Raw genomic sequence first — 23962 nt, forward strand, 5'->3', positions numbered from 1 at the left:
CAGTCGCTGGGCCAGGTGTCGCAGGTCCATCAGTCGCTGGGCCAGGTGTCGCAGGTCCATCAGTCGCTGGGCCAGGTGTCGCAGGTCCATCAGTCGCTGGGCCAGGTGTCGCAGGTCCATCAGTCGCTGGGCCGGGTGTCGCGGGGCCATCGGTCGCGAGACCGTCGGTCGCGGGGCCGGATGTGGTCGGTCCCGAGGGTGCGACGGTCGCATCGCCCGGAGTTGCCGGGCGGCCGGTCGAGGTCACCGGCACCGAGGATCCTCGCCGTTCGGCTTCGGACGTCACGTAGTCGGTGTGCACGGGTTCGGGAGGTGCGGCTTCGGGAATCGCGGCATCGACCGCGCGCCCGTCCGTCGCATCAACTGTGCCGTTGGCCGGCCTCGGCTCCTCGGCCGCACCGGTCGCGGCGGCGTTCTCGGCCACGATTGTCCCGTCGCTCAACTCGTCGTTCCGTTCGTCCCCCGCCCGGGCGGGCCCGAAAGATCCGGCCTCGGACCTCAGACCTCGAGCAGTTCAGCTTCCTTGTGTTTGACCAGTTCATCGACCTGGCCGACATATTTCGCGGTGGTCTTGTCGAGCTCCTTCTCGGCGCGCCCGACCTCGTCCTCACCCGCCTCGCCATCCTTCTGGATCCGCGACAGTTCGTCCATGGCCTTGCGGCGGACATTCCGAATCGAGACCTTGGCGTCCTCGCCCTTGCCCTTGGCCTGCTTGGCCAGTTCACGGCGCCGCTCCTCGGTGAGCTGCGGGACCGAGATCCTAATGATGTCACCGTTGTTGGTGGGGTTGACACCGAGATCCGAATTGCGGATCGCGGTTTCGATCGCGCCGAGCGTCGACTGCTCGTACGGCTTGATCACCACCATCCGCGGCTCGGGCACGGTAATGCTCGACACCTGGGTAATCGGGGTCGGCGAACCGTAGTAGTCGATGACAATCCGTTGGAACATACCCGGATTCGCCCGACCGGTGCGGATGGACCCCAGATCGTCCTTCGCCACCGAGACGGCCTTCTCCATCTTCTCCTCGGCGTCGAAGAGCGCTTCTTCAATCACGACCGTTTCCTCCACAGCGTCGTCATCGTCATGATCCGCGGGCGCGGGGTCAGGACCGAACCAATGTGCCGATCTTCTCACCGGCGACCGCACGGGCGATATTGCCCTTTATCAACAAATTGAACACCAGCATGGGCATCTGGTTGTCCATACACAGGCTGAACGCCGTCGCGTCGGCGACCTTCAGGTCACGCTCGATGACCTCTTTATGCGTGATTTCGGTGTACATCGTCGCGCTCTCGTCGACCCGAGGATCCGCGGTGAACACCCCGTCGACGGCCTTGGCCATCAGCACCACCTCGGCGCCGATCTCCAGCGCACGCTGGGCGGCAGTGGTGTCGGTGGAGAAGTAGGGCATACCCATGCCCGCGCCGAAGATGACAACGCGTCCCTTCTCCAGGTGCCGCTTGGCGCGCAGCGGCAGATACGGCTCGGCGACCTGGCCCATGGTGATCGCGGTCTGCACCCGGGTGTCGATGCCCTGCTGCTGCAAAAAGTCTTGCAGCGCAAGGCTGTTCATCACGGTGCCGAGCATGCCCATATAGTCCGAGCGGGCGCGTTCCATGCCGCGCTCCTCGAGTTCGGCGCCGCGGAAGAAGTTACCGCCGCCGATCACCACGGCGACCTGAACACCGCTGGAGACCACCTCGGCGATCTGCTCGGCGACCGTCTGCACCACATCGGGGTCGAGCCCGACCTTGCCGCCGCCGAACATCTCCCCGCCCAATTTGAGGAGCACCCGGCGATATCCTGGGCGGTCGGTCCCGGGGTCCGTCATGGGTGTTCGTCTCCTTCGGCGATAGATTTCGGTCTGTCGACACAGCACGTGGGCCGGATGGCAACGCGGAGGCTCAATGCGGAGCGTCCTTATCCTGCCCTACTCGGATTCGATGTGGGTAGAAGACCCCCTCGGACGCAACGAACTCGCCCGGTCAGGCTCGGGAATTGCGGGTGAACGCGCAGCGTCCGGACAGCCGAAACCCCTCGTACACCGTAGCCGGAGCACGAGGGGTTTCGCGGGCGTTATCAGGCCTGGCCGACCTCGAAGCGGGCGAAGCGGGTCACGGTGACACCGGCCTCGTCCAGCAGGGCCTTGACGGTCTTCTTCGAATCGGTGACCGACGCCTGCTCCAGCAGGACGACGTCCTTGAAGAAGCCGTTGACGCGGCCCTCGGTGATCTTCGGCAGCGCGGCCTCGGGCTTGCCCTCTTCCTTGGCGGTCTGCTCGGCGATGCGGCGCTCGTTCTCCACCACGTCGGCCGGAACCTCGTCGCGGGTCAGGTACTTGGCCTTGAGCGCGGCGACCTGCATGCCGACGGCACGCGCGGCGTCGGCGGCGGCGTCACCCTCGCCCTGGTACTCGACCAGCACGCCGACGGCGGGCGGCAGGTCGGTAGCACGCTTGTGCAGGTAGACGGCGACCGGGCCGTCGAAGGCGACGACGCGACGCAGCTCGAGCTTCTCACCGATCTTGGCGGCGAGCGCCTGCAGCGCCTCCTCGACGGTCTGACCGTCGAGCTTCAGCGCCTTCAGCGTGTCCAGGTCGGCCGGCTTGGCGGCCGCGGCGACGGTCACGATCTTGTCGGCGAGGCCCTGGAACTCTTCGTTCTTGGCGACGAAGTCGGTCTCGGAATTGATCTCGATCAGCACGCCGTCCTTGGCGACGACCAGGCCCTCGGCGGTGGCGCGCTCGGCGCGCTTGCCGACATCCTTGGCACCCTTGATGCGCAGCACCTCGACGGCCTTGTCGAAATCGCCGTCGGTCTCGACCAGCGCGTTCTTGCAGTCCATCATCCCGGAGCCGGTGAGCTCCCGCAGCCGCTTCACGTCAGCGGCGGTGTATGTCGCCATGGGTGGCGATCCTCCTGTGTGTTGTTTCGGGTGGTAACACCACCTTGCCGACCGCTCCTATGCAGGAGAGGTCGGCAAGGTGAACAAACGCGACGATCAGGCGTCGGCCGGGGTGGCGGGGGCCTCGGCGGCAGCCTCGGCCTCGGTTGCGGCGGGGGCGGCCTGCGCGAGCAGCTCCTGCTCCCACTCGGCGAGCGGCTCGCCCGCACCGGCTTCCGGCTTCTCGTCACCGGAGGAGATACCGGCCCGCGCCTGCACGCCCTCGGCCACCGCGGAGGCGACGACCTTGGTCAGCAGAGCGGCGGAACGGATCGCGTCGTCGTTACCCGGGATCGGGTAGTCGACCAGATCGGGATCGCAGTTGGTGTCCAGGATCGCGATGACCGGGATGTTCAGCTTGCGCGCCTCGCCGACGGCGATGTGCTCCTTGTTGGTGTCGACGACCCAGATGGCCGAGGGCACCTTGGCCATATCGCGGATACCGCCGAGGGTGCGCTCCAGCTTGTTCATCTCACGCGTGAGCATGAGGATTTCCTTCTTGGTGCGACCCTCGAAGCCACCGGTCTGCTCCATCGCCTCGAGCTCCTTGAGGCGCTGCAGGCGCTTGTGCACGGTGGAGAAGTTGGTGAGCATGCCACCCAGCCAACGCTGGTTGACGTAGGGCATCCCGACGCGCGTCGCCTCGGCCGCGATCGACTCCTGGGCCTGCTTCTTGGTGCCGACGAAGAGAACGGTGCCACCGTGGGCGACGGTCTCCTTGACGAACTCGTAGGCCTTGTCGATGTAGGTCAGCGTCTGCTGCAGGTCGATGATGTAGATGCCGTTGCGGTCGGTGAAGATGAACCGCTTCATCTTCGGGTTCCAGCGCCGGGTCTGGTGTCCGAAGTGTGCGCCGCTGTCGAGCAGCTGCTTCATTGTTACGACAGCCATGGTGCCGTATCTCTCTTTCGTTGCCGGTTGCCGCGGCGAATCGGTGATCCGCCGCCCTGGCGCCTCCGAATCATCGGACCCGATCGCGAGGATCAGGACCAGCCGATGATTCCCTGCTCCGCATGCACTGCCGATTCACGAAGTCGAGCTCCGGTTCGAACAGCGCCGTTACGAACAAGCACGGGGTGGCGCGCGAAGTCGGTCCGTGCAGGCACAGACCGCTCGACCAGTCTACGGGCTGAGGGGGTGAGTTTCTAAATCGCCCTGTCATGGGTCGAAACGGGCCATCTCCACAACCGTGCAAGTTGTCCACACTCGCCGAAGCGAGGGTACTGCGGGTGCCGCACGCGGCCGACGCTTGAAACATGAATCGCATAGCTATCTCGATGACCATGCTCATCCCACCGCTGTTCCTGCTGTCACTGGCTCTGGCGCAGCCGGTTTCGGCCGCACCGCCGAATGGCGGGGCTGCCGTGGCGCTGCCTTGGGGAGCTGCGGCAACCGCTGCGCCTGATGGCGGTTTCCCCGGCTCGGAAGTCGTGTTCGGGGAGTGCACGGGTTCGGCCTGTTCGGCGGGTGCTGGACTGGCGCGGGTGCCGGATCCAGTTCGTGCTGCGCCGCTCGTGGTGAATGTCGCGCCTGGCGGGCTGGGCGTGAATGCCGCGAATGTCGCGCCGGATCCAGTCCGCGTCGACAATGCATCGGACCTGCGTTCGGCCGACGGCGTGCAGACGCCTATCGCCGGGGAGGGCACGCCACCACTCGCCACTGTTCTCGCGCGCGGGGTCGGCACGGGGTCGGCGAGCTCGTTGCCGCGGGCGTTCAACGATCTGCTGTCGCTGCTGCTGGATCTGGTTCAGCGGGCTCCCCTCCCGCTGGCGCGCTGATCTCGGATGAACCGCCACAGCAGAATCGTCGGCCCGCATGGGTGGCGGCTGATTTCGATCGTCCTCGGGGTCATCGCTCTGCTGGGACTCGTTGCGGAGCAGTCGGTTTCGGCTGCTCCGCACGGGGAGTTCAGCTGGCCGCTGCAGCCACGGCCGGTGGTCGAGCGGAAATTCGACAAACCGGCACAGGACTGGCTACCCGGACATCGCGGGGTCGATCTGGCAGGTACGAATGGGCAGGCGGTACTCGCGGCCGGAGACGGAATCGTGGTGTTCGCGGTGACGGTCGCAGGCAAACCGGTCGTGTCGATCGATCACCCCGGCGGGCTGCGAACCACGTACGAGCCGGTGCAAGCGGAGGTTTCGGTGGGCACGCGAGTCGGTCGCGGAACGCGAGTCGGCACTTTGGAGGCGGGACACGAGGGTTGCGCGGCGGCGGCGTGCCTGCATTGGGGTGCGAGACGAGAAACAAGCGGTCACAGCCGACGTGAGTACATCGATCCGCTCGGACTACTGCACCCGACTCCCCTGCGACTGAAGCCGGTGACTTGAATTCGGGGCCGAGCAGCAGCTTTCGGTGGATGCTCTTCCGCAGTGACGGTTTCGGCGCGAGGATCGGGTTATGGGATATGCGTTCGGAGATCCGCCGTTCACCTATGCCGAGGTCGGCGCGACGAAGAAGGTGCTGCCCGCGGGCTATCACCGGTTTCGGCTACGCCGTCGCATCGGGTCCGGGCGGGCCCTGTTCGAGCGCGCGAGTGCGGAGATCCTGGCGTATCGAATGCAGAAGGGCACCGGCATCTTTCGGGAGGCCGACACACCGACCGCAGAGCCGGGGACGCGGCTGACAGTGCGGTTGGGCGTCGGTCCGGTCAGCATCACCGCACCGTGCCGGGTCGTCTACATTCTCGACGAACCCGACCGGCGCGGCTTCGCGTACGGCACGCTGCCCGGACATCCAGAGATCGGCGAGGAACTCTTCGCCGTCGAATACGACACCACCGATGACTCCGTCTACGGCCTGGTCACGGCCTTCTCCCGCCCCGGGGCCTGGTACGTCCGGCTCGGCGGACCGGTGGTGCGAGCCATCCAACGCATCATTGCCGGAAAGTACATCGACACGCTCCCGAACTCCGCCTAGGACCCGCACAGCACCCCGGTCGGGACACCGGATACCGCTGCAGTGCAGCCGAATTCAGCGCACTTGCCCGGATGGGCGATAGCACCGAAGAGACCCGCGGCAATGAGGTGCTCGACGGCCATCCACGCGTCGCATAACCAACTCGACTCATGCATGAGCACACGGTGTCGGGTACCTAGAGCTGCGCCTCGAGTGCGGCAGCTTCGGCGCGCAACAGGTCAGCGTGATCGGAGCGTCCGAGAGTGTCGTATTCGGCAGCCGCCTGCTGCCGGTCGGCGATTTCGGTGCGGACGATCTGTTCGATATCGGCTTCGGTGAGATCGCGGCGGCGAGCTTCGGCGGCGCCGAGTCCGACCGCGCTGCTCTCGATGGCGCCGGCCTTGATGTCCACCGTGTCGATGGCTTCGGCGTTATCGATGGCACCGAGCGCAGAGCGCAGTCCGGAGATCGCGCTGCGGTCGCGGGTCTTCATCGCGACAGACAGCGCGGTGCGGAGGCGTGCACGCAGAGGTACGGATTTGTCGATGGCTTCGGTGGACATGGTCGCCGACCGTACGCGCCGGGACCTCGCGGGTCGAGCGATTCAGCCGAGCGGCACGCAAGGGCTATCTCACGGGGTGACGATGGCGAAGTCCGGATCCGGCGCGTCGATCGCACCGACCACCGCGTTCAGCCCGCTGGGGTCCCCGGCAATGGCGATTTCGCCCGCGGCGACCAGTGCGCCGAGATTCTCCCCTGCCAACAAGGCTCGAATCAGGATCGACCTCGTCAAGGTGAAAGAGGCGTCCGGGTCGGGTAAGTCGGCGCCGTCGGGCTTGTCGTAGTGGACCATCAGGCCGTTGCGCAGTTCGAGGCGGTAGGTGCGCTTTTCGTCGGTGATGTGCCAGTCGATCACCACGCGCAGATTCCACGCCTTCGGGCCATCTATGCGCAGCGCGATCGCATCGAAGATCTGCTCGATGGTCAGTGCCTCGAGCATCGTGGGCGCATTCGTCGTCGGCGTGCCGAACGAGCCATTGCGCAGCTCATAGGCTCCGCTGAGGAAGAAGTTGCGCCAGGTGGCGTTCTCCGCACCATAGCCGAGCTGTTCGAAGGTGTTGGCCTGCAACGTTTTCGCCGCCTCATTGGCCGGATCCGCGAAGATGACATAGTTGACCACCTGCACGACCCACCGGTAATCCCCTGCGTCGTAAGCGGTTTGCGCCTTACGCAGCACCTCGTCGGCACCGCCCATGAATTCCACATGTCGCCTTGCGGATTCGACCGGCGGATGCTCCCACAGATGCGCCGGATTGCCGTCGAACCACCCCATGTATCGCTGGTAGATGGCCTTGACATTGTGGCTGACCGAACCGTAATACCCGTGCGTATGCCACGCATCGGCGATGGCCGGTGGCAGTTCCAGCATCTCGGCGATCTCGCCACCCAGATAACCCTGATTGAGCTTGCGCACCGTCTGATCGTGCAGGTATCCATACAGATCCCGTTGCAGCGAAAGGTATTCCACCAGCCGCTCGGTACCCCAGGTCGGCCAGTGATGCGAGGCGAAGACCACGTCGGAATTGCGGGCGAACAGATTGATCGACTCGGTCAAATACTTGGCCCACACATGCGGGTCACGTACCAGCGCGCCACGCAGCGTCAGCAGGTTGTGCAATGTGTGCGTTGCGTTCTCGGCCATACACAGCGCGCGCATCTCGGGGAAGTAGAAGTTCATCTCGGCGGGTGCCTCGGTGCCCGGGGTGAGCTGGAAGATGATCCGGATTCCGTCGACCGTTTCTTCCTGACCGGTGCTGGTGATATCCACCGTCGGCGGAATCAAGGTGATCGTGCCCAGCGACGTGGTCTGTCCGAGCCCGGCCCCGACCTGCCCCTTCGGCCCCCGCGGTAGCGCGGCGCCATACATATAGGCAGACCGACGCCCCATCGCAGTTCCCACATAAATGTTCTCGGCAACCGCGTGTTCGAGGAATCCGGCCGGAGCGAGCACCGGGCAGCGGCCCGCCGCAACATCGGCGACCGTCGTCACGCCCATCGCACCGCCGAAATGGTCGGCGTGCGAATGGGTATAGATCAACCCGGTTACCGGCCGATCGCCTCGGTGCGCTCGATACAGCGCCAAGCCCGCCGCGGCGGTCTCCGCTGAGATCAGCGGATCGATCACGAGCACACCGGTGGTTCCCTCGATCAGCGTCATATTCGACAGATCGAGCCCGCGGATCTGATAGATGCCCGTTGCGACCTCGTATAGCCCCTGCTTGACGACCAGCCCGGACTGCCGCCACAGGCTCGGATTGACCGACGCCGGGCAGGTTCCCTGTAGGAAGGCGTAGGAGTCGTTGTCCCACACCACCTTTCCGTCCGACGTGCGCACCTCTCCGGGCTCGAGTGCCGCAATGAACCCGCGGTCCGCATCCGCGAGATCGGCGGTATCAGTTGGCAGTGCGGCCGCCGCTCGTTGCTGCTCGGCGACGATGAATTCGCTCGGCTCGGTCGCTGTGCTCATGTCCATCCTCCTGTGCTTGTCGGCCGAACATGTCCGGCCCGCAACGCATTAGGGCCGTGGATCCGTAAACCCGATTGCGGCCGCGACGCATGCGACGGCCAGCACCGCCAGCATCGTCGCCGCAATGACTCCCCCGCCGTGGCCGAAGCGCCCCCGGTGCAAGGCGCGATTGCGTGAAAAGGACAGGGCCGCAACGGCGGCCATGGTGATCGCCGCCCCGGTCGGCGCGATGGCGACGGCGCGCCACCCGTTGGTCGCGGCATGATTGACGAAAAGCGCCGCGACGACCATCGCGGCAATGGCCGTGCGCCGCCACGCCAATGCGGTGCGTTCGGCGGCCAGACTCTTGGGGGTCATCGGAACAACACCACGACGCACGCAAATACCGACACGACGGCGATACCCCAGGACAGAATCGGCACCATGATGGTGTCGGGTAGCGGTTCACCGTTTCGCATGGCCCGACCGACGCGCCGCCAATGTCCATACGCACCGACCGCGATAATCACGGCGAGCACGATGCAGCTCATCGCGAGCGTCCGGCGCAACCCCGACATCCGCACCGGCTGCACCAGCGTATGCACCGCGACACCGCCTGCGAGCAGGCCGAGCGAGGTGCGCATCCAGGCCAGGAAAGTGCGTTCGTTGGCGAGGGTGAAGCGGTAATCGATCTCCTCCTCCCCCTCCTCGGATTCCTCGGCGGGGTTGGGGAGTGTCATGGCGCCTCGGCTCGGACTGCACCATCGTCGTCGTCGGAATTCACGGGCACCTCTCCATCGCTGGTCGGTTTACTGCCGCATGCGAACGCTCCGCTACGTCAGGTTAACGACCGGCGTTCTCGTCGTCTACGAAGATCACGATCGCGGGTGCCGCACTCCCGGTCAGATGGGTGTGGCGTCCTGGAAGGTCATCGCGAGCCGATCGACGGTCGAGGCCATGAGTGCGCGCTTGGGCAATCCGAGCGAGCGCAATTCGTCGGCCCAGGCGTGCTCGCCGAGGGACAGCTCAGCGCCGCCCGGTCGAGCGCGCATGCCGGACGGTTCCATCTGCCACTGCGTGCAGCGGGTGACGCCGTCGATGTGGGAGTACGCGTCGAAGGAGGAGCCCTTACGGCGTTGCGGGACCGCGAGGCCGGGGCGGATGGTCAGATCGACGATCAACTGCCCGTTCTGGTGCAGAACCCCGCGTCGCACGCTGCCCTCATGCTGTGCGTCGAAATCGGCGATTTCCTTGGGGAAGCCCCAGATGCCGCGGCCGGCGGCCAGGGTGAATTCGCCGTCGACCGGGAGGCGATGAATGAAGACACCGGCGCCGCCGGTGGACAGAGCACGCAGATCGCCGAGCGTGCTGGCGGGCCCAGCGGTGTGGTGCCGGACCATGAACGACACACCGAACTCGTTGTACGGCCCGAGGTCGCCATCGACGTAATCGACGAAAACGAGCGTGCACATGGCACGACCACCCGGCAGCCGAACAATCTCCAGGCCGGAGTAGTCGAGGAGCCGCTGCGCGGGCGCCGCCGATACCGAGTAGGTAGCCATGAAGGCATGCGCGAGCCGAATCCGCACCGGCATCTGTACTTCCTTGCCCAGCACAGTATGCGTACTCATCGGCTCCACCCCGAGACAGCAATGCAGCATGCGTCGACCACCGAGCGGTCGACAAATCGTGCGGCGTTCACGAATCCTCCAAACTAGAACTCGTGTCAGAATAGCGACTATTTCGCGCTTACCGGACTACTTCATCGGCAAGAACACGTTTCAGAATTACAGCAGAGTCGTTTGCTGCGCAGTTCGGGTCCAACTCGCACACGATCGTCCGCCGCACATCGCTTGCGGCATGCGCGAACCCCGTTCAGCGAGTGCGCAGCCGCGACAGGTGGTGTCCACCCGACCTCAACCGATTCACCCCGATCAGGGCAATCGTCCGCCACTCCTGCAGACGATCAGGATCCGGGTGACGTCCGAGCCAGGGCCAACGCCAAAATCACGGTCTCCAGTTCCGATGTGCATCCTCAACTCCGGTAGTCAAGCGCGGCCGGGCCATGACTGCGGGCCTCCCCATCGCGCCTCAGATCTTCGTCCGCCGCTCTATGGGCGGTCAGGCTCGGGGGTGAGCCTGGTCGTGGACCTTTTTCAGGCGCTCGATCGAGACGTGGGTGTAGAGCTGGGTGGTCGCCATGCTGGCGTGGCCGAGGAGTTCCTGTACTACGCGCAGGTCCGCGCCGCCTTCGAGCAGATGGGTTGCGGCCGAATGCCGCAGGCCGTGCGGCCCCATATCGGGTGCGCCCGGGATTGCCGAAACGACCTCGTGGACAACCGTTCTGGCCTGACGTTGGTCGAGCCGTTTGCCACGACGGCCGAGCAACAGCGCCCGGCCGGAGTCGGCTGTCGCGAGGGCAGGACGGCCGTATTGCAACCAATTCGCGATCGCCTCGTCGGCCGGAACTCCGAAGGGCACCGAGCGCTCCTTGTTGCCCTTACCGATAACGCGGACCAGCCGCCGTTCGCGATCGATATCGTCGAGATCCAGGCCGCACAACTCGCTCACCCGAATGCCCGTCGAATACAACAGTTCCACGATCAACCGATCCCGCAATGCCATCGGATCACGTTGCACCGCGCCGGATTCTGCCGCATCCATAGCTGCGACCGCCTGCTGTGTACCGAGCACCGCGGGCAACACCCGATGCGCCTTCGGCGACCCGAGCCGCAACCCCGGATCGATCGACAGCCGTCCGGTGCTCGTCAACCACGCGGTGAACGTCCTCGCCGAAGACGCCCGCCGTGCCATGGTTGTCCGCGCCGCCCCACCGGCCGACTGCGCAGCCAACCACGACCGCAGCAACGCCAAATCCATTTCCCGCACCGCCGAATCCGCCGACCGCGCAACCAAATGCCCCAACAACGACCGCGCATCCCCCACATACGCCCGCGCCGTATGCACCGACCGATTCCGCCCGAGCCGCAAATGCCGCTCATACTCCGCCAGCAACGCCTCGAGATCCTCCGGCAACTCCATCCCCCCACCGTCACCGCCCCCACCCCCCTTGGCAAGTAAGCACGCCGCGACGCCGCAGGTTTGCTCCGCGAACAGGGGTCTGCCGCGTCACCACGTCTCGACCGAATTTCCTCCGGCCGCAACGGACGAACCACTCCCAGCCTCCGACCGCACCGATCCGCGCCGACCTGAACCCTTGACCGCGTAGCGACGGGCCGGCTCGCCCGGTCGCGGAGCTGTGATCGGCCCATGGCGTGGGCGTTCATCGGCTCGGCGGGTTTGCGGTTCGGCGCCAGCCGTTTTCGTCTATGCCTACTAAGCCGGCGAGTTCGAGGGCGGGGAGGATGGCGCGGACGGTTGTGAGGTCTAGGCCGGCGTTTTCGGCGATGACGCGGGGTTGGCGAGAGCCGATTTCGGGGAGGGCGGCGTAGACCGATGCTTCGTTGCCTTGTAGTCGGTCGCTGGGGTCGGACGGCTGGGTGGTCGGTAGCGAAAGGCGTAGTGGACCTGCTTCATCGATGACCTCATCGGCGCGGGTGACCAGGAGGGCCTCGCCTTCGCGGATCATGCGGTGGCAGCCTGCCGATGAGGCGGCGGTGACCGGGCCGGGGATGGCGAGGGCGGGGCGGCCGAGGCGGCGGGCCCATTTCACGGTATTCCGGGCGCCGCTGCGTAGTCCGGCCTCTACGACGAGGACTCCGTCCGCCAGCGCGGCGATCACGCGATTGCGGGCCAGGAATTGGTTCTTGTGGGCAATCGTGCCCGGCGGGTATTCGCTGATCACCAAACCGGTTTCGGCGATCTCGGCCAAGAGTCGTTCGTGCTGGGCCGGATAGGGGCGATCGACGCCGCAAGCAAGGACGGCGATCGTCGGAGCACCGACGGCGAGGGCAGCACGATGCGCCATGCCGTCGATACCGAAGGCGGCTCCGGAGACGATCGTCCAGCCCTGGGCGGCCAGATCACCAACGATCTCGCCGGTGACATGCTCTCCGTATCCGCTGCTGCATCGCGAACCGACCACCGCGATCGCCCGCTCGCTCGACTCCGACAACGACCGCGGCCCACGCACCCACAACACGAATGGCACCGCCCCGTCACGATCGCGTCCGGGCTCGAGTTGGCGGAGCCCGAGCATCCGCCAGGCCGGCCACTCCGGATCGTCCGGGGTCACCAACCGCCCACCCAGCCGCTCCATCACCTCGAGATCCCGTGCCGCACTATCGATCTCCCGCCGCATAGCGGTCGGCCCGCGCAACGACTCAGGCAGCTCGCACTCCCGCACCGCCCGAGCCGCCTCCACCACCCCCACCGATTCGATCAACGACGACAACGCCGCACACGGCCCCTGAACAACCCGTGACAAATACGCCCAAGCCAACCGCCGCTCATCAGCATCCCCACCAGAAACGGCCGACTCCGATCCCCCCGAATCCCAACCATCCAGATCTACAACGCCATGGTCCGAACCACGCGTGCGCCCTACCCTCACCCCGGCATACCTCGCCGCATCCGCCTTCCTGACTACCAATGCGACCGGGTACGTATCGCTTCCCGCCGCCGCACCCGAGGCTCGTGTTGCCGCAGCACCACTCGCCGATTCAGCGGATCCACCATCTGGCGCCAGTCCTGCACAACCCGACGTGGCTTCCGAACCCCCCGTCGCACTAGGGTCGTCGCCCATCAGCGGTCCTGTTGCACGACGGCCGCCACGGGCTGCCGAAGCTTGGCGATCCGAGACAGTGTTCACCGACATGCCCACACTCCCGGCAGCAGCAGCTCCGCCGCTAGCCGCAGCCTCTGCACTCTCTTCTGTCGCCGCGAGATCCGGCGCGGTCGCGCCGATATGCGCCATAACAGTGAGCTCGCAGGCGCTTGCACCGCCACCCACGTCTGGCGCAACGGACCTCGTTCCGGAAATCTCACCGCTGATCGAGCGTTCGTCTCCCGTTGCCGCACTCAATGTGAGCCCCGTTGACGGAAGTTCAAAGCGGCCAGTACGTCTTGGGCGCTGGGTTGCTCGGCGTTGCGGAGGTCGCCGATGGTCCAGGCGACGCGGAGCGCGCGGTCGGCGCCGCGGGCGGAGAGGCGGCCCAGGCGGAGGGCGGCTTCGATGGGGGCGGTTGCTTCGTGGGGGAGTCGGAAGCGCTGGCGCAGGATGTGGCCGGGGACTTCGGCGTTGGTTGCCCAGCCGTAGTCCTTCCAACGCTGTATCGCGGCCTGCCTTGCGGCCGCGACTCGGCGGCGCACGACCTCGCTGCTCTCGGCTTCCTCGGCGGCGAACGATGCGCCGGAGTTGCCGTGCATCTGGACCCAGATATCTATGCGATCCATCAACGGTCCGGACAGCTTGCCCAGGTATCGGCGACGCGCGAGCGGGGCGCAGATGCAGTCGACATCGCGGGCCGGGGCACATGGGCAGGGGTTCGCGGCCAAGACCAATTGGAAACGGGCCGGATACCGAGCCACGCCGTCGCGGCGGGCGATGCGAACTTCGCCTTCTTCCAAGGGAGTTCGCATCGCTTCCAGGACCTTGGTTCCTATCTCCGCACATTCATCGAGAAACAAGACCCCGCGATGGGCACGGCTGACGGCGCCCGGACGAGCGGTACCCGATCCCCCGCCGACCATGGCGCTGGCCGAGGTCGAGTGATGCGGAGCGACGAAAGGCGGCATGGTGATCAACGGGTGGTCATCGGAGAGTGCGCCTGCGACCGAATGGATGGCCGTCACCTCGAGTGCTTCGGATTCGGTGAGCGGCGGCAGCAGACCCGGAAGACGTTGCGCCAGCATGGTTTTGCCGATGCCGGGCGGCCCGGTGAGCAGCAGGTGGTGCCCGCCGGCCGCGGCTACCTCCAATGCCCACCTGGCCTCCTCCTGACCGACCACCTCGCTCAGATCGCCATCGCAGCGCACGGTGTCGGGCAGCATGCCATCGGGCTCGACCAGACCGCCTTCGCCACGCAACCAAGCGACGACAGTGCGCAGGCTCGTGGCCCCGAAAACCTCGATGCCATCCACCAGCCCGGCTTCGGCCAGTGCGGATTCCGGCACGATCACCCGCATCCAGCCCGCATTGCGTGCCGCGAGCACAGCGGGCAGGATGCCGCGCACCCGGCGGACCCGCCCGTCCAGCGCCAATTCCCCAAGCAATACGGTCTTTCCGAGCCGATCGGAGGGAACCGCGCCCGCCGCGTCGAGCACCGCGATCGCGAGGGCCAGATCGTAGACACTGCCGATTTTGGGCAGCGTCGCCGGGGACAGTGCCAGGATCACGCGGCCGTCGGGCCACTTTTCCCCGATATTCGCCACCGCGGAACGTACCCGGTCACGGGATTCCTGCAGTGCGGTATCGGGCAGCCCGACCAGATGCACCGATGGCAATCCCTGCCCGATATCCGCCTCGATTTCGACCAGCTGGCCGTCCACCCCGCTCACCGCGACCGAATACGCCACCCCCAGCGCCATCAGAACACCGCTTTCAGATGATCGATGATCGGTCGGTGGCCGCGGTGCAGCAGCACCGAAATGACATCGAAGCGGATATCGCGCCACGGGCCGTCCTGTTCGGCCAGCCACACCAGCGCCAACCGCCTGATCCGCTGCTGCTTATCGAAGGTGACCGCCTCGGCGGGCGCGCCGAATTTCGTTCCGGTTCGCGTTTTGACCTCGACGAACGCGGTGACGCGCCCGTCCCGGGCGATCAGATCCAGTTCGCCGTATTTGCACCGCCAATTCCTGCTGATGATCTCCATCCCGGCGGCCTGCAGGAATCGGGCCGCCAGTTCTTCCCCTTGTGCGCCGAGCGCCTGGTTGTCTGCCACCAGCTCAGCGTGCTCGGACCACGCCCACGCCCGATGACACCGAGCTGCGCAAACAGAAAACCTGTGGATACCCGCTCAGCTGTGGACAACCCGGGCATCCAACCCCCGTATGCCGCCTAGTTGTCGGTGCCCAATGCTATTGGGCCGGCGGAAGATCAGCACCAACGCGATCGCGGCCCGCGTCGATCCCGGCGCCTACTCGGGTAACCGCAGATCCGGCTTCTCGAGCTCCTCGATATTCACGTCCTTGAACGTGATCACCCGAACATGCTTCACGAAGCGCGCGGGTCGGTACATATCCCACACCCACGCATCGCTCATGCGTACCTCGAAGTACACCTCGCCGTCGGCGTTCTGCGGCCGCAATTCGACGGAGTTGGCCAGATAGAAGCGGCGCTCGGTCTCCACCACGTACGAGAACTGACCGACGATGTCCTTGTACTCCCGGTATAGCGAGAGCTCCATCTCGGTTTCGTATTTCTCCAGGTCCTCGGCACTCATCGGGTGGGACGTCCTCCTTCTCGCCGCACTGCGTCTGCTGACATCATCATCGCGCATGCGCCGCGTCGGTAGCCACTCGGCTATCCGGTTCGACGCCCTCCAGCAAAACCTCGTCGGCCAGTTCCGCGTCGGCGTACTCCGCCGCGGCTACCGGCCGCAACCCCGCTGCCAAGCGCACATTGCGCCAGGATCGGCGGTGCTCACTGCTCGGTCCGAGCCGTTCCAGCGCGGCTGTGTGCTCGGGCGTGTTGTAGCCCTTGTGCGCGGCGAATCCGTAGCCGGGGAACCGCTCGTCCAGCTCGACCATCATCCGATCCCTGGTCACCTTGGCCAGGATGCTCGCGGCGGCGATGCAGGCCGCGGCCGCGTCACCGCCGATGACAGGCAGCGACGGCACCGGAATTCCGGGCACCCGGAATCCGTCGGTCAGCACATACCCCGGTGTCCGTCCGAGCCCGGCGACCGCGCGGCGCATGCCCTCGATATTGGCGACGTGGATGCCGATCGAATCGATCTCCCAGGCCGGGATGACGACCACCTTCCAGGCCAGCGCCAACCGCGTGATGATCGGGTACAGCTCCTCGCGCACGGATTCGGTGAGCTTCTTGGAATCGTCGAGTCCAGCCAGCCTGTCGTAGGCCTTGGGAGCGAGCAGGCAGGCGGCAACCACCAGCGGCCCCGCGCACGGTCCGCGCCCGGCCTCGTCGACCCCGGCGACCGGGCCGAGTCCGCTGCGGATCAGCGCCGCCTCCAGCGTGCGCAACCCACCGGCTCGACGCATGACGACACGCGGCGGCCACCCGTTGCCCGGAGTCGCGCCATTAGCCCTAGCCACTCGACCCTGCCCCACCATCCAATTATCCTGCGGCCCGCACCGATCAGTTCGTCTGGGGATCCTGCGCTTTCACCGGACCGATCCGGTTGGGCGGCCAGATCTTGAAGACCGTTTTACCGCGGACATTGTCGATCGGGACGGTGCCCTGCAGGTTATCGCTGACGTGGGCGCGGGAATCGGCGGACTGGTTGCGATTGTCGCCCATCACCCACAGGTTGCCCTCGGGCACCTTGACCGGGCCGAATACCCGGCCCGCCGGGTAGGTCGCATTCTGCTGCCCCGGATACCACGGGTAATCGTTCAGGACGTACGGCTCGTCCAGCGCCTTGCCGTCCACCATGACCCGCCCCTGCGCGTCACAGCACTGCACGGTCTGGCCGCCGACGGCGATCACCCGTTTCACCAGGTCGTTCTCATCCGGTGGCACGAGCCCGAAGAAGGAGAAGAAGTTCTGCACGCCGCGCACGGCGACATTGCTGGACCGGATCGACTGGTAGCGGGTATTCCAGGACGGCGGGCCGACGAACACCACGACGTCACCGGGCTGCGGCTCGCCCCAGTAGTAGCTCGGCTTCTCCACATAGATGCGGTCGCCGATGAGCAGCGTGTCTTCCATCGACTGGGACGGAATGACGTACGGCCGCCCGACAAAACTGACCATGAGTGCCGCGATGACCGCGGCGATGACAATGAGGACCGGCAGTTCCTGCCAGAAGGGGCGCTGCTTGCGCTTCGAGCGCCGTGAGCGGCGGCTCACGCCCTCGTCGTCCGAATCGGACACCGTCATCGACCCACTTTCGTCTGCCACGCGGAACAGATTAGCCCGGCACCGCGACTGACGTCCGATGCCGGGCTAGCTGAAGAACTTTCGTGCCGAGCGGGTGCTGCTACTCGGTCAGCGCTTTTCCTTGATCTTGGCGGCCTTGCCGCGCAGATCGCGCAGGTAGTACAGCTTGGCACGGCGGACGTCACCGCGGGTCACGACATCGATGTGGTCGATGTTGGGGCTGTGCACCGGGAAGGTGCGCTCCACGCCGACACCGAACGACACCTTGCGGACGGTGAAGGTCTCGCGGATGCCACCGCCCTGACGCCGGATCACGACGCCCTTGAAGACCTGGATGCGCTCCTTCGAGCCTTCGATGACCTTCACGTGCACGTTGAGCGTGTCGCCCGGACGGAAGTCGGGGACGTCGCTGCGCAGCGACTTTTCGTCGACGAAGTCAAGGGTGTTCATTTCATCCTTCTGATGTTTGCGCGAGCAGAGGACCCTGGCGGCACTCGCGTGCTCGACCGGTTCATGCTCCGAATATGGGGTGCTCCGTGGGCCGAATGCACCCAGGGCAACCTGTGTATTGTGCCAGATCGGCGGGTCGCGGGAAAAATCGGGCCCGGCTCACCGCGTGGCCGCGCGGTGTACGGCGGCCGCGAGGCGGTCGTTCTCCTCTCCCCTGAACCCGAAGGCCGCGCGCCGCCGAGTGTAGCCATAGGCCAACCCACTCCGCGGATCCGCGAAGCCATCGCTGCCCGCGGCCCCGGTGTGACCGAAGGCATTCGCGCTCAGGAACGGGTAGTGCAGACCTTTGGCCTCGAAGCCGATCGCATAGGGCGCGCGGTCGCCGCGCACGAGATCCGGATCGGAGCTGTGGATGGCGGTCACCGCCGCGAGCGTGTCGGGCTTCAGCAGCGGAGCGTCTCCGGATATCGCGGCGGCGTACATGGCCGCCAGTCCGCGAGCGCTGCCGACTCCTCCCGCCGAGCCTTGGCCCAGTGCGCGTACGCCCGGATCGTTCGGCAAGGTCAGGACGTCGACGGGGGTGAAGTCGGCGGCGTGCAGGTTGTAGGCGATGCCCGGAATGCTGTGCGGACCAGGTGAATTCGCTTCGAATGCGGCCTGCATCGCCGGTGTGGCCAGCCACGGCAGGATCGGCAGATAGCGATCCTCCAGCGCGGCGGGCAAGCCGAGGTAGACATCCAACCCATGGGGAGCCCGGACGCGTTCTTCGAACAGTTCCTGAATCGAACCGCCCGCGGCACGACGCACCACCTCACCGATGATCGCGAAGGTGACGAAGCCGCCGTAGGCCTGCGCCGAATTCGGCCGGATGTGCGGCCACTGCGTCACGACCCGTTCGGCGATGCGTCGGTCGTCGGCAAGTTCGGCAATGGTGAAACCGCCGTCGACGCCGATGACGCCCGCACGGTTGGTCAACACCTGTCGCAGGGTGATGGCGGATTTCCCGGACGAGCCGAATTCCGGCCAGTAGTCGGCGACGGTGCGATCCAGGTCGAGCCAGCCCTCCTGCAGCAGCAGCGCGACGACCAGCGCGGATGCGCCCTTCGTCGAAGACAGCAGCCCCGTCAAAGTGTCGCTGGTGACTTGCGGACCGGCCCACAGGTCGACCACCTGCTCGCCGTTGACGAAAGCGGCGAGCTGGGCACCGGATTCACCGTTCTCCTCGGCGACCACTGCGGCGAATTCCTCGCGCACCCAATCGAATCCCGGTGCGACAGTGCCGTTTATCTCGTTGTCCATGATCGATTCCGCTCCCGTCAGACCGCAAGTGGCCTGGTCGGGCGCAGCGCCCACGACGCGAGGGTGAGCCCGGCGAAACCCACTGGTCCGAGCCAGGCCTTCGGCTCGTCGCCGACCGCGATATGGGAGGCCGCCGCGCCGCCGTAGACGAAGGTCAGACCCGCGTACGCCCATTCCTCGGCACGCGGGAAGCCCGGCGTCACGATCGCGGCGACCGCGGCGGCTTTGGCGACGCCCATGATGGTGGCGAAGTACATCGGGTACTCGAGTCGTTGGAAAACCTCGCGTACGTAGGAGATTCGCGCGAGATCCCAGTAGGACCCGACGACGGTTTCGGTCAGCAGGATTCCGGTGGCGCCGAGGTAGGCGAGGCGGGCGGTCTTTCGTAGGTTCATATCTGTGTGACGGATGGCGACCCGACAAGGTAACGGGTTGTCACACTCACGGCCTCGGCGCCGTCATCTCTTCGAGCAACCTCGAGGAGATCCCTGTGGGCGAAAACGATTCTTTGGCAGACCGATTCGTGGCGCATCGCGCGCACTTGGTCGCCGTGGCCTACCGCATGCTCGGTTCGCTGAGCGAGGCCGATGATGCGGTACAGGAGGCCTGGTTACGGCTGTCCCGGGTCGACACCACCGAAATCGACAATCTCGGCGGTTGGCTGACCACGACCGTGGGGCGGGTCTGCCTGGACATGTTGCGGTCGCGCAAGTCCCGCCGCGAGGAGGCCTATCTGCCTGACCCGATCATCGTCGCCGATGACGCAGCGCAGCCGGAACAGCAAGCGGTACTCGCGGATTCGGTCGGTCTGGCGCTGCTGGTCGTGCTGGACTCGCTGAATCCCGCGGAGCGCGTGACCTTCGTGCTGCACGATATGTTCGCGGTGCCGTTCGACCAGATCGGCCCGATCATCGGCAGATCCGCGGCCGCCGCGAAGATGATGGCCAGCCGCGCCCGCCGCCGGGTCCAGGGTCGCGCGCCGCTACCCGACCGGGATCTGCCGCGTCAACGTCGCGTTGTCGAGGCCTTCCTCTCGGCCGCCCGCGGCGGTGAATTCGACGCACTAATGGCCATTCTCGACCCCGATGTGGTGTTGCGCGCCGACGCCGGAGCCCGCTTCCCCGGCGGCATGCGCGTTTTGCGCGGCGCCGCGACGGTGGCCGGTCAGCTCGATGCCTTCCAGCGCGCCGCCAATGCCTTTGCCTCGCAACATGTCCTGGTCAACGGCGCGGCGGGGTTGCTCAATACTGCCAAGGGCAGGACAGTCTCACTGATCGCCTTCACCATCGTCGACGACAAGATCGCCGCCATCGACCTGCTCTCCGACCGAGACCGCCTCCCACACCCAGTCCTGGGCGGTTGATCACCATGCGATGGTGCAGGCAAACGTCGAGAGCGATCCTGCACCAGAGCATTCCCGTGAGCGCGGGGCGCTGTGGGGCAGGATCAGTCGCGATGGGCGTGGTCGGAGACTGAGGGCAGGTGCCAATGGGTGGGGGCGGGGGGTGCGGGGACGACGGTGCGGGCCAATTCGGCCTCCGCGGCCTCGCGGACGTGGACGACGTCGGGTTTTCCGGCGACCAGATCTTGTACGAAGATCTTGGCGCGGATCACCGGGCGTCGGTATCGGCGTTCGCGAACTATCGCCCGATACATGAGTCGTCGCCTGCCTGGGTAGCGCCAGCGTGCCCATGGTGCGCCCGGTCTGCTCAGGCGGAATGCGCCGACCACGAGTAGGGGCAGGAAGAACATGCCGAACAGACCGGTCCAGATCTTGCCCTTGGCGATGACGACTGCCGCCAGACCCAGATTCACCACGGCGAAGCAGACGATGAGGATGCGGACTTCGGTGCTGGGGTCGCGGCGGAAGTCGTTGATGTCCAATAACCACAGCGGGTGGAATCCGAGCAGCAGCAGTCCGGTGACCGCCAGCGCGACGAAGACCGCATCGACCGAGGTGCGGCCCTGTTCCTCCCAGTACACATCGCGCAGGTAGAAGATCAGCGCGAATTCGTCGAGGGTCAGGGCCGCGCCGACACCGAAGGCGGCGGCGAGCAGGCTCGCGGTGAGTGTGGTGGCGCTCTGGTACATGGTGACCATCCCGATGCCGGACAGCAGCACCAGGACGACCCCGAACACCATGTGGTGGATGTGCACACCGCCGGAGCGCACATTGCCCGGCCACCAGCGGACCTGCTTGCGGATCAACCGGACGCTGAGCCGGATCAGCAGGAAGCCGACGATGAACCCGAGGAGGAAGCACAGCAGCGGAAGGCGGCCGTGCCCGATCACATCGTCTTCGAGCCACCGTCGCATGGCCGCCCACAAACCTCCGCTCGTATCGCCCTACTGCCCGAAACCGGCCCGCCGCAGCGCATCCGCCATCGAACCGCTCGGTGCGGGGGCGTTGCGCCGCTGGTTGCCCTGGTTGCGACCCTGATTCTGCTGTCGCCCCTGGCCCTGCTGCTTGCCCTGTCCATTCTGCCGTTGTCCGCCGCGATCCTGCCCGCCGCGACCGCCTTGGCCACGGCCGCCGTCGCCCTTGGTCGTCGTACCCGGCTCGTCGTCCAGCCGCAGCGACAGCCCGATGCGCTGGCGTGCGACGTCGACCTCGAGCACCTTCACCTTGACGACATCGCCGGACTTCACGACCTCGCGCGGATCCTTGACGAAGTTGTGCGACATGGCCGAGACGTGCACGAGTCCGTCCTGGTGCACGCCGATATCGACGAATGCACCGAATGCGGCCACATTGGTGACCACGCCCTCGAGCACCATGCCCGGCTGCAGGTCCGCGACCTTCTCCACGCCCGCCGCGAATTCGGCGGTCTTGAATTCCGGACGCGGGTCGCGACCCGGCTTCTCGAGTTCGGAGATGATGTCGGTGACGGTGGGGATTCCGAACTTCTCATCGGTGAACTCGGCGGGCCGCAGCGAACGCAATGCCGTGGTGTTGCCGATCAGTTCCGCCATGCCGCGTCCGGTCGAGTCCAGGATGCGCCGCACCACCGGATAGGCCTCGGGGTGCACGGCGGAGGTGTCGAGCGGATCGTCGCCGCCGCGGATGCGCAGGAAGCCCGCGCACTGTTCGAAGGCCTTGGGGCCCAGGCGCGGCACGTCGAGCAGTGCGGTGCGGCTGCGGAACGGGCCGTGCTGGTCACGATGCGACACAATGCTTTCGGCGATCGAATTGGCAATACCGGACACCCGCGACAGCAGCGGCACCGATGCGGTATTCACATCGACACCGACCGCGTTCACCGCATCCTCGACCACCGCGCCCAGCGAACGCGCCAGCAGGGTTTCGGAGACATCGTGCTGGTACTGACCCACGCCGATGGACTTCGGGTCGATCTTCACCAGCTCGGCCAGCGGGTCCTGCAGACGACGGGCGATGGATACCGCACCGCGCAGCGAGACATCCATATCCGGTAGTTCCTGCGAGGCGTAGGCCGATGCGGAATACACCGACGCACCCGCCTCGGAGACCACGATCTTGGTCGGCTTGTTCTCCGGAATCCGCGAAATCAGCTCAGCGGCAAGGGCATCGGTCTCGCGCGAGGCGGTGCCGTTGCCGATGGCGATGAGTTCGACGCCGAACCGGGCGACCAGCGCGCCGAGTACGGCCAGCGACTTCTCGGTCTGCCCCTGCGGCTTGTGCGGATAGATGACCTCGGTCGCGACGACCTTGCCGGTGGCGTCGACGACGGCGACCTTCACACCGGTGCGGTAGCCCGGATCCAGGCCCATGGTGGTGCGGGTACCCGCGGGCGCGGCCAGTAGCAGGTCACGCAGATTCGCGGCGAAGATGTCGACGGCATCCTTCTCGGCGGCCTGGCGCAGCCGCATGCGGGTGTCGATACCAAGGCTCACTTGCAGTTTCGTGCGCCACGCCCAGCGCACCGTATCCAGCAGCCAGGTGTCGGCCGCCCGGCCGCGGTCCGCGATATCGAACTTCACCGCGATGCGGCCCTCGTAGATCGATCGCTCGCCCGGCTCCAACTCCTCGGTGTCGGGTTCGAGCTGCAGCTGCAGGATCTCTTCCTTCTCACCGCGCAGCAGCGCGAGGATCCGGTGCGAGGGCAGCTTGCCGAACGGCTCGCTGAATTCGAAGTAGTCGGCGAACTTCGCGCCTGCCTCCTCCTTGCCCGGCCGCACGCTCGAGCTGACCTGGCCGCGGTTCCACATCAGCTCGCGCAGCTCGCCGACCAGGTCGGCGTCCTCCGCGAAACGCTCGACCAGAATGGCGCGTGCGCCGTCGAGCTGTTCGGCGGTGTACTGCGCGGGATCGGTGGTCGGATCGCCGATCAGCGCATCGGCGACGGGCTCGTGACCGGCCTCGCGGGCGATCTGCGCCTTGGTGCGCCGCTTCGGCTTGTACGGCAGATAGATGTCCTCGAGGCGGGCCTTGGTCTCGGCCGTCATCAGCTGCCCGAGCAGCGTGTCGTCGAGTTTGCCCTGGCCCTTGATGGATTCGATGATCGCGCCGCGGCGCTCGTCGAGTTCGCGCAGGTAGGTCAGGCGCTCGTCGAGCTGGCGGAGCTGGGCGTCATCGAGGCCATCGGTGACCTCTTTTCGGTACCGCGCGATGAAGGGCACCGTCGAACCCGCATCCAGCAGCTCGACGGCGGCCCGGACCTGGGTCTCGCGCACGCCGAGCTCATCGGCGATGCGCCAGCCCACGCTGGCCAGAGCTGTGGTCGCGGCCGGTGCGGCGGCGGTCGTGTCGGTGTTCGTCGCTGAACTGGCGATCTCGGGCGCTGTCGTCACGCCCGAGACACTACCGTTGTCACCTGACAAACGGCCCACGCCCAGGTAAACCGGCATGCTCCCCCGCCTCCCCGTGCCTTTTGCCGGTCGTGAAGAACTCGCGGACCATCGTCGCGGTAAGGCGG

Annotated in this window: 25 protein-coding genes; 4 read left to right on the forward strand and 21 right to left on the reverse strand. The window is 66.3% G+C overall.

Translation table 11 applies throughout. From position 1 onward, the window contains the following. Positions 1 to 498: 498 nt before the first annotated feature. From frr to rpsB, 4 genes are all read right to left on the reverse strand, one after another. A complete protein-coding gene (frr, locus tag ACIBW7_RS14315) occupies positions 499 to 1056 on the reverse strand; it encodes a ribosome recycling factor (RefSeq protein ID WP_040693344.1) in 558 nt (185 codons plus the stop codon). Between the two features lie 49 nt (positions 1057 to 1105). Next, the gene (pyrH, locus tag ACIBW7_RS14320; RefSeq protein WP_397046684.1) at positions 1106 to 1834 is read right to left on the reverse strand and encodes a UMP kinase; all 729 of its coding nucleotides are present in this window, start codon (positions 1832 to 1834) and stop codon (positions 1106 to 1108) included. 248 nt (positions 1835 to 2082) lie between these two features. After that, positions 2083 to 2907: a translation elongation factor Ts gene (gene tsf, locus ACIBW7_RS14325; RefSeq protein ID WP_397046685.1), complete on the reverse strand. Its 825-nt coding sequence runs from the start codon at positions 2905 to 2907 to the stop codon at positions 2083 to 2085. A gap of 96 nt (positions 2908 to 3003) precedes the next feature. Beyond that, positions 3004 to 3837, reverse strand: coding sequence for a 30S ribosomal protein S2 (gene rpsB, locus ACIBW7_RS14330; protein ID WP_063045818.1), 834 nt, complete (start codon positions 3835 to 3837; stop codon positions 3004 to 3006). 365 nt (positions 3838 to 4202) lie between these two features. Here rpsB and ACIBW7_RS14335 point away from each other — a divergent pair, with 365 nt between their 5' ends. The 3 genes from ACIBW7_RS14335 (at position 4203) to ACIBW7_RS14345 (ending at position 5865) form a co-directional block, all read left to right on the forward strand. Next, positions 4203 to 4724 (forward strand): hypothetical protein, encoded by a 522-nt coding sequence (locus ACIBW7_RS14335; RefSeq protein WP_397046686.1) that lies wholly within the window; start codon positions 4203 to 4205, stop codon positions 4722 to 4724. Between the two features lie 6 nt (positions 4725 to 4730). Then, positions 4731 to 5276, forward strand: coding sequence for a M23 family metallopeptidase (locus ACIBW7_RS14340; RefSeq protein ID WP_397046687.1), 546 nt, complete (start codon positions 4731 to 4733; stop codon positions 5274 to 5276). Positions 5277 to 5346: 70 nt separating this feature from the next. Further along, positions 5347 to 5865, forward strand: a complete 519-nt coding sequence (locus ACIBW7_RS14345) for a DUF1990 family protein (protein ID WP_397046688.1) — start codon at positions 5347 to 5349, stop codon at positions 5863 to 5865. A 175-nt stretch (positions 5866 to 6040) separates the two neighbouring features. Here ACIBW7_RS14345 and ACIBW7_RS14350 read toward each other — a convergent pair whose 3' ends face one another. The 15 genes from ACIBW7_RS14350 to ACIBW7_RS14420 form a co-directional block, all read right to left on the reverse strand. Next, positions 6041 to 6406 (reverse strand): hypothetical protein, encoded by a 366-nt coding sequence (locus ACIBW7_RS14350; RefSeq protein ID WP_397046689.1) that lies wholly within the window; start codon positions 6404 to 6406, stop codon positions 6041 to 6043. A 69-nt stretch (positions 6407 to 6475) separates the two neighbouring features. Next, positions 6476 to 8371, reverse strand: a complete 1896-nt coding sequence (locus ACIBW7_RS14355) for an alkyl/aryl-sulfatase (protein WP_397046690.1) — start codon at positions 8369 to 8371, stop codon at positions 6476 to 6478. Positions 8372 to 8419: 48 nt separating this feature from the next. Continuing rightward, on the reverse strand, positions 8420 to 8728 hold the full coding sequence (locus tag ACIBW7_RS14360; protein ID WP_397046691.1) for a DUF202 domain-containing protein: 309 nt from the start codon (positions 8726 to 8728) through the stop codon (positions 8420 to 8422). Further along, positions 8725 to 9090, reverse strand: a complete 366-nt coding sequence (locus tag ACIBW7_RS14365) for a YidH family protein (protein WP_397046692.1) — start codon at positions 9088 to 9090, stop codon at positions 8725 to 8727. The genes ACIBW7_RS14360 and ACIBW7_RS14365 overlap by 4 nt, the downstream gene beginning before the upstream one ends. Before the next feature lie 162 nt (positions 9091 to 9252). Further along, entirely contained in the window at positions 9253 to 9981 is a 729-nt protein-coding gene (locus ACIBW7_RS14370) for an acetoacetate decarboxylase family protein (RefSeq protein WP_397046693.1), read from the reverse strand. Positions 9982 to 10471: 490 nt separating this feature from the next. Next, positions 10472 to 11392: a tyrosine recombinase XerC gene (locus ACIBW7_RS14375; RefSeq protein WP_397046694.1), complete on the reverse strand. Its 921-nt coding sequence runs from the start codon at positions 11390 to 11392 to the stop codon at positions 10472 to 10474. Between the two features lie 241 nt (positions 11393 to 11633). Next, positions 11634 to 12752, reverse strand: a complete 1119-nt coding sequence (dprA, locus tag ACIBW7_RS14380) for a DNA-processing protein DprA (protein ID WP_397046695.1) — start codon at positions 12750 to 12752, stop codon at positions 11634 to 11636. Positions 12753 to 13330: 578 nt separating this feature from the next. After that, on the reverse strand, positions 13331 to 14839 hold the full coding sequence (locus ACIBW7_RS14385; RefSeq protein WP_397046696.1) for a YifB family Mg chelatase-like AAA ATPase: 1509 nt from the start codon (positions 14837 to 14839) through the stop codon (positions 13331 to 13333). Next, positions 14839 to 15195 carry a YraN family protein gene (locus tag ACIBW7_RS14390; protein ID WP_397046697.1) on the reverse strand — a complete coding sequence of 119 codons (357 nt, stop codon included), beginning with the start codon at positions 15193 to 15195 and terminating at the stop codon, positions 14839 to 14841. Before ACIBW7_RS14390 ends, ACIBW7_RS14385 begins: the two co-directional genes overlap by 1 nt. 195 nt (positions 15196 to 15390) lie before the next feature. Continuing rightward, complete coding sequence (locus ACIBW7_RS14395; protein ID WP_011210678.1) at positions 15391 to 15696, reverse strand: DUF2469 domain-containing protein; 306 nt, start codon at positions 15694 to 15696, stop codon at positions 15391 to 15393. Between the two features lie 46 nt (positions 15697 to 15742). Further along, complete coding sequence (locus ACIBW7_RS14400; RefSeq protein ID WP_397047070.1) at positions 15743 to 16477, reverse strand: ribonuclease HII; 735 nt, start codon at positions 16475 to 16477, stop codon at positions 15743 to 15745. Positions 16478 to 16574: 97 nt separating this feature from the next. Further along, entirely contained in the window at positions 16575 to 17318 is a 744-nt protein-coding gene (lepB, locus tag ACIBW7_RS14405) for a signal peptidase I (RefSeq protein WP_397047071.1), read from the reverse strand. Between the two features lie 108 nt (positions 17319 to 17426). Then, positions 17427 to 17768 (reverse strand): 50S ribosomal protein L19, encoded by a 342-nt coding sequence (gene rplS / locus ACIBW7_RS14410; protein WP_011210681.1) that lies wholly within the window; start codon positions 17766 to 17768, stop codon positions 17427 to 17429. A 159-nt stretch (positions 17769 to 17927) separates the two neighbouring features. Further along, complete coding sequence (locus ACIBW7_RS14415) at positions 17928 to 19067, reverse strand: serine hydrolase domain-containing protein (RefSeq protein WP_397046698.1); 1140 nt, start codon at positions 19065 to 19067, stop codon at positions 17928 to 17930. 17 nt (positions 19068 to 19084) lie between these two features. Beyond that, on the reverse strand, positions 19085 to 19462 hold the full coding sequence (locus tag ACIBW7_RS14420; RefSeq protein ID WP_397046699.1) for a DoxX family protein: 378 nt from the start codon (positions 19460 to 19462) through the stop codon (positions 19085 to 19087). Between the two features lie 95 nt (positions 19463 to 19557). Between ACIBW7_RS14420 and ACIBW7_RS14425 the strand changes: the two genes are divergently transcribed. Then, positions 19558 to 20430: a sigma-70 family RNA polymerase sigma factor gene (locus ACIBW7_RS14425; RefSeq protein WP_397046700.1), complete on the forward strand. Its 873-nt coding sequence runs from the start codon at positions 19558 to 19560 to the stop codon at positions 20428 to 20430. An 83-nt stretch (positions 20431 to 20513) separates the two neighbouring features. Here the strand turns inward: ACIBW7_RS14425 and ACIBW7_RS14430 are convergent, their stop codons facing one another. Further along, positions 20514 to 21383, reverse strand: coding sequence for a hypothetical protein (locus tag ACIBW7_RS14430; protein WP_397046701.1), 870 nt, complete (start codon positions 21381 to 21383; stop codon positions 20514 to 20516). Between the two features lie 30 nt (positions 21384 to 21413). Then, the gene (locus ACIBW7_RS14435; RefSeq protein WP_397047072.1) at positions 21414 to 23819 is read right to left on the reverse strand and encodes a Tex family protein; all 2406 of its coding nucleotides are present in this window, start codon (positions 23817 to 23819) and stop codon (positions 21414 to 21416) included. Positions 23820 to 23962: the final 143 nt, after the last annotated feature.

It is taken from the genome of Nocardia sp. NPDC049526, assembly GCF_044465765.1.
Lineage (GTDB): Bacteria > Actinomycetota > Actinomycetes > Mycobacteriales > Mycobacteriaceae > Nocardia.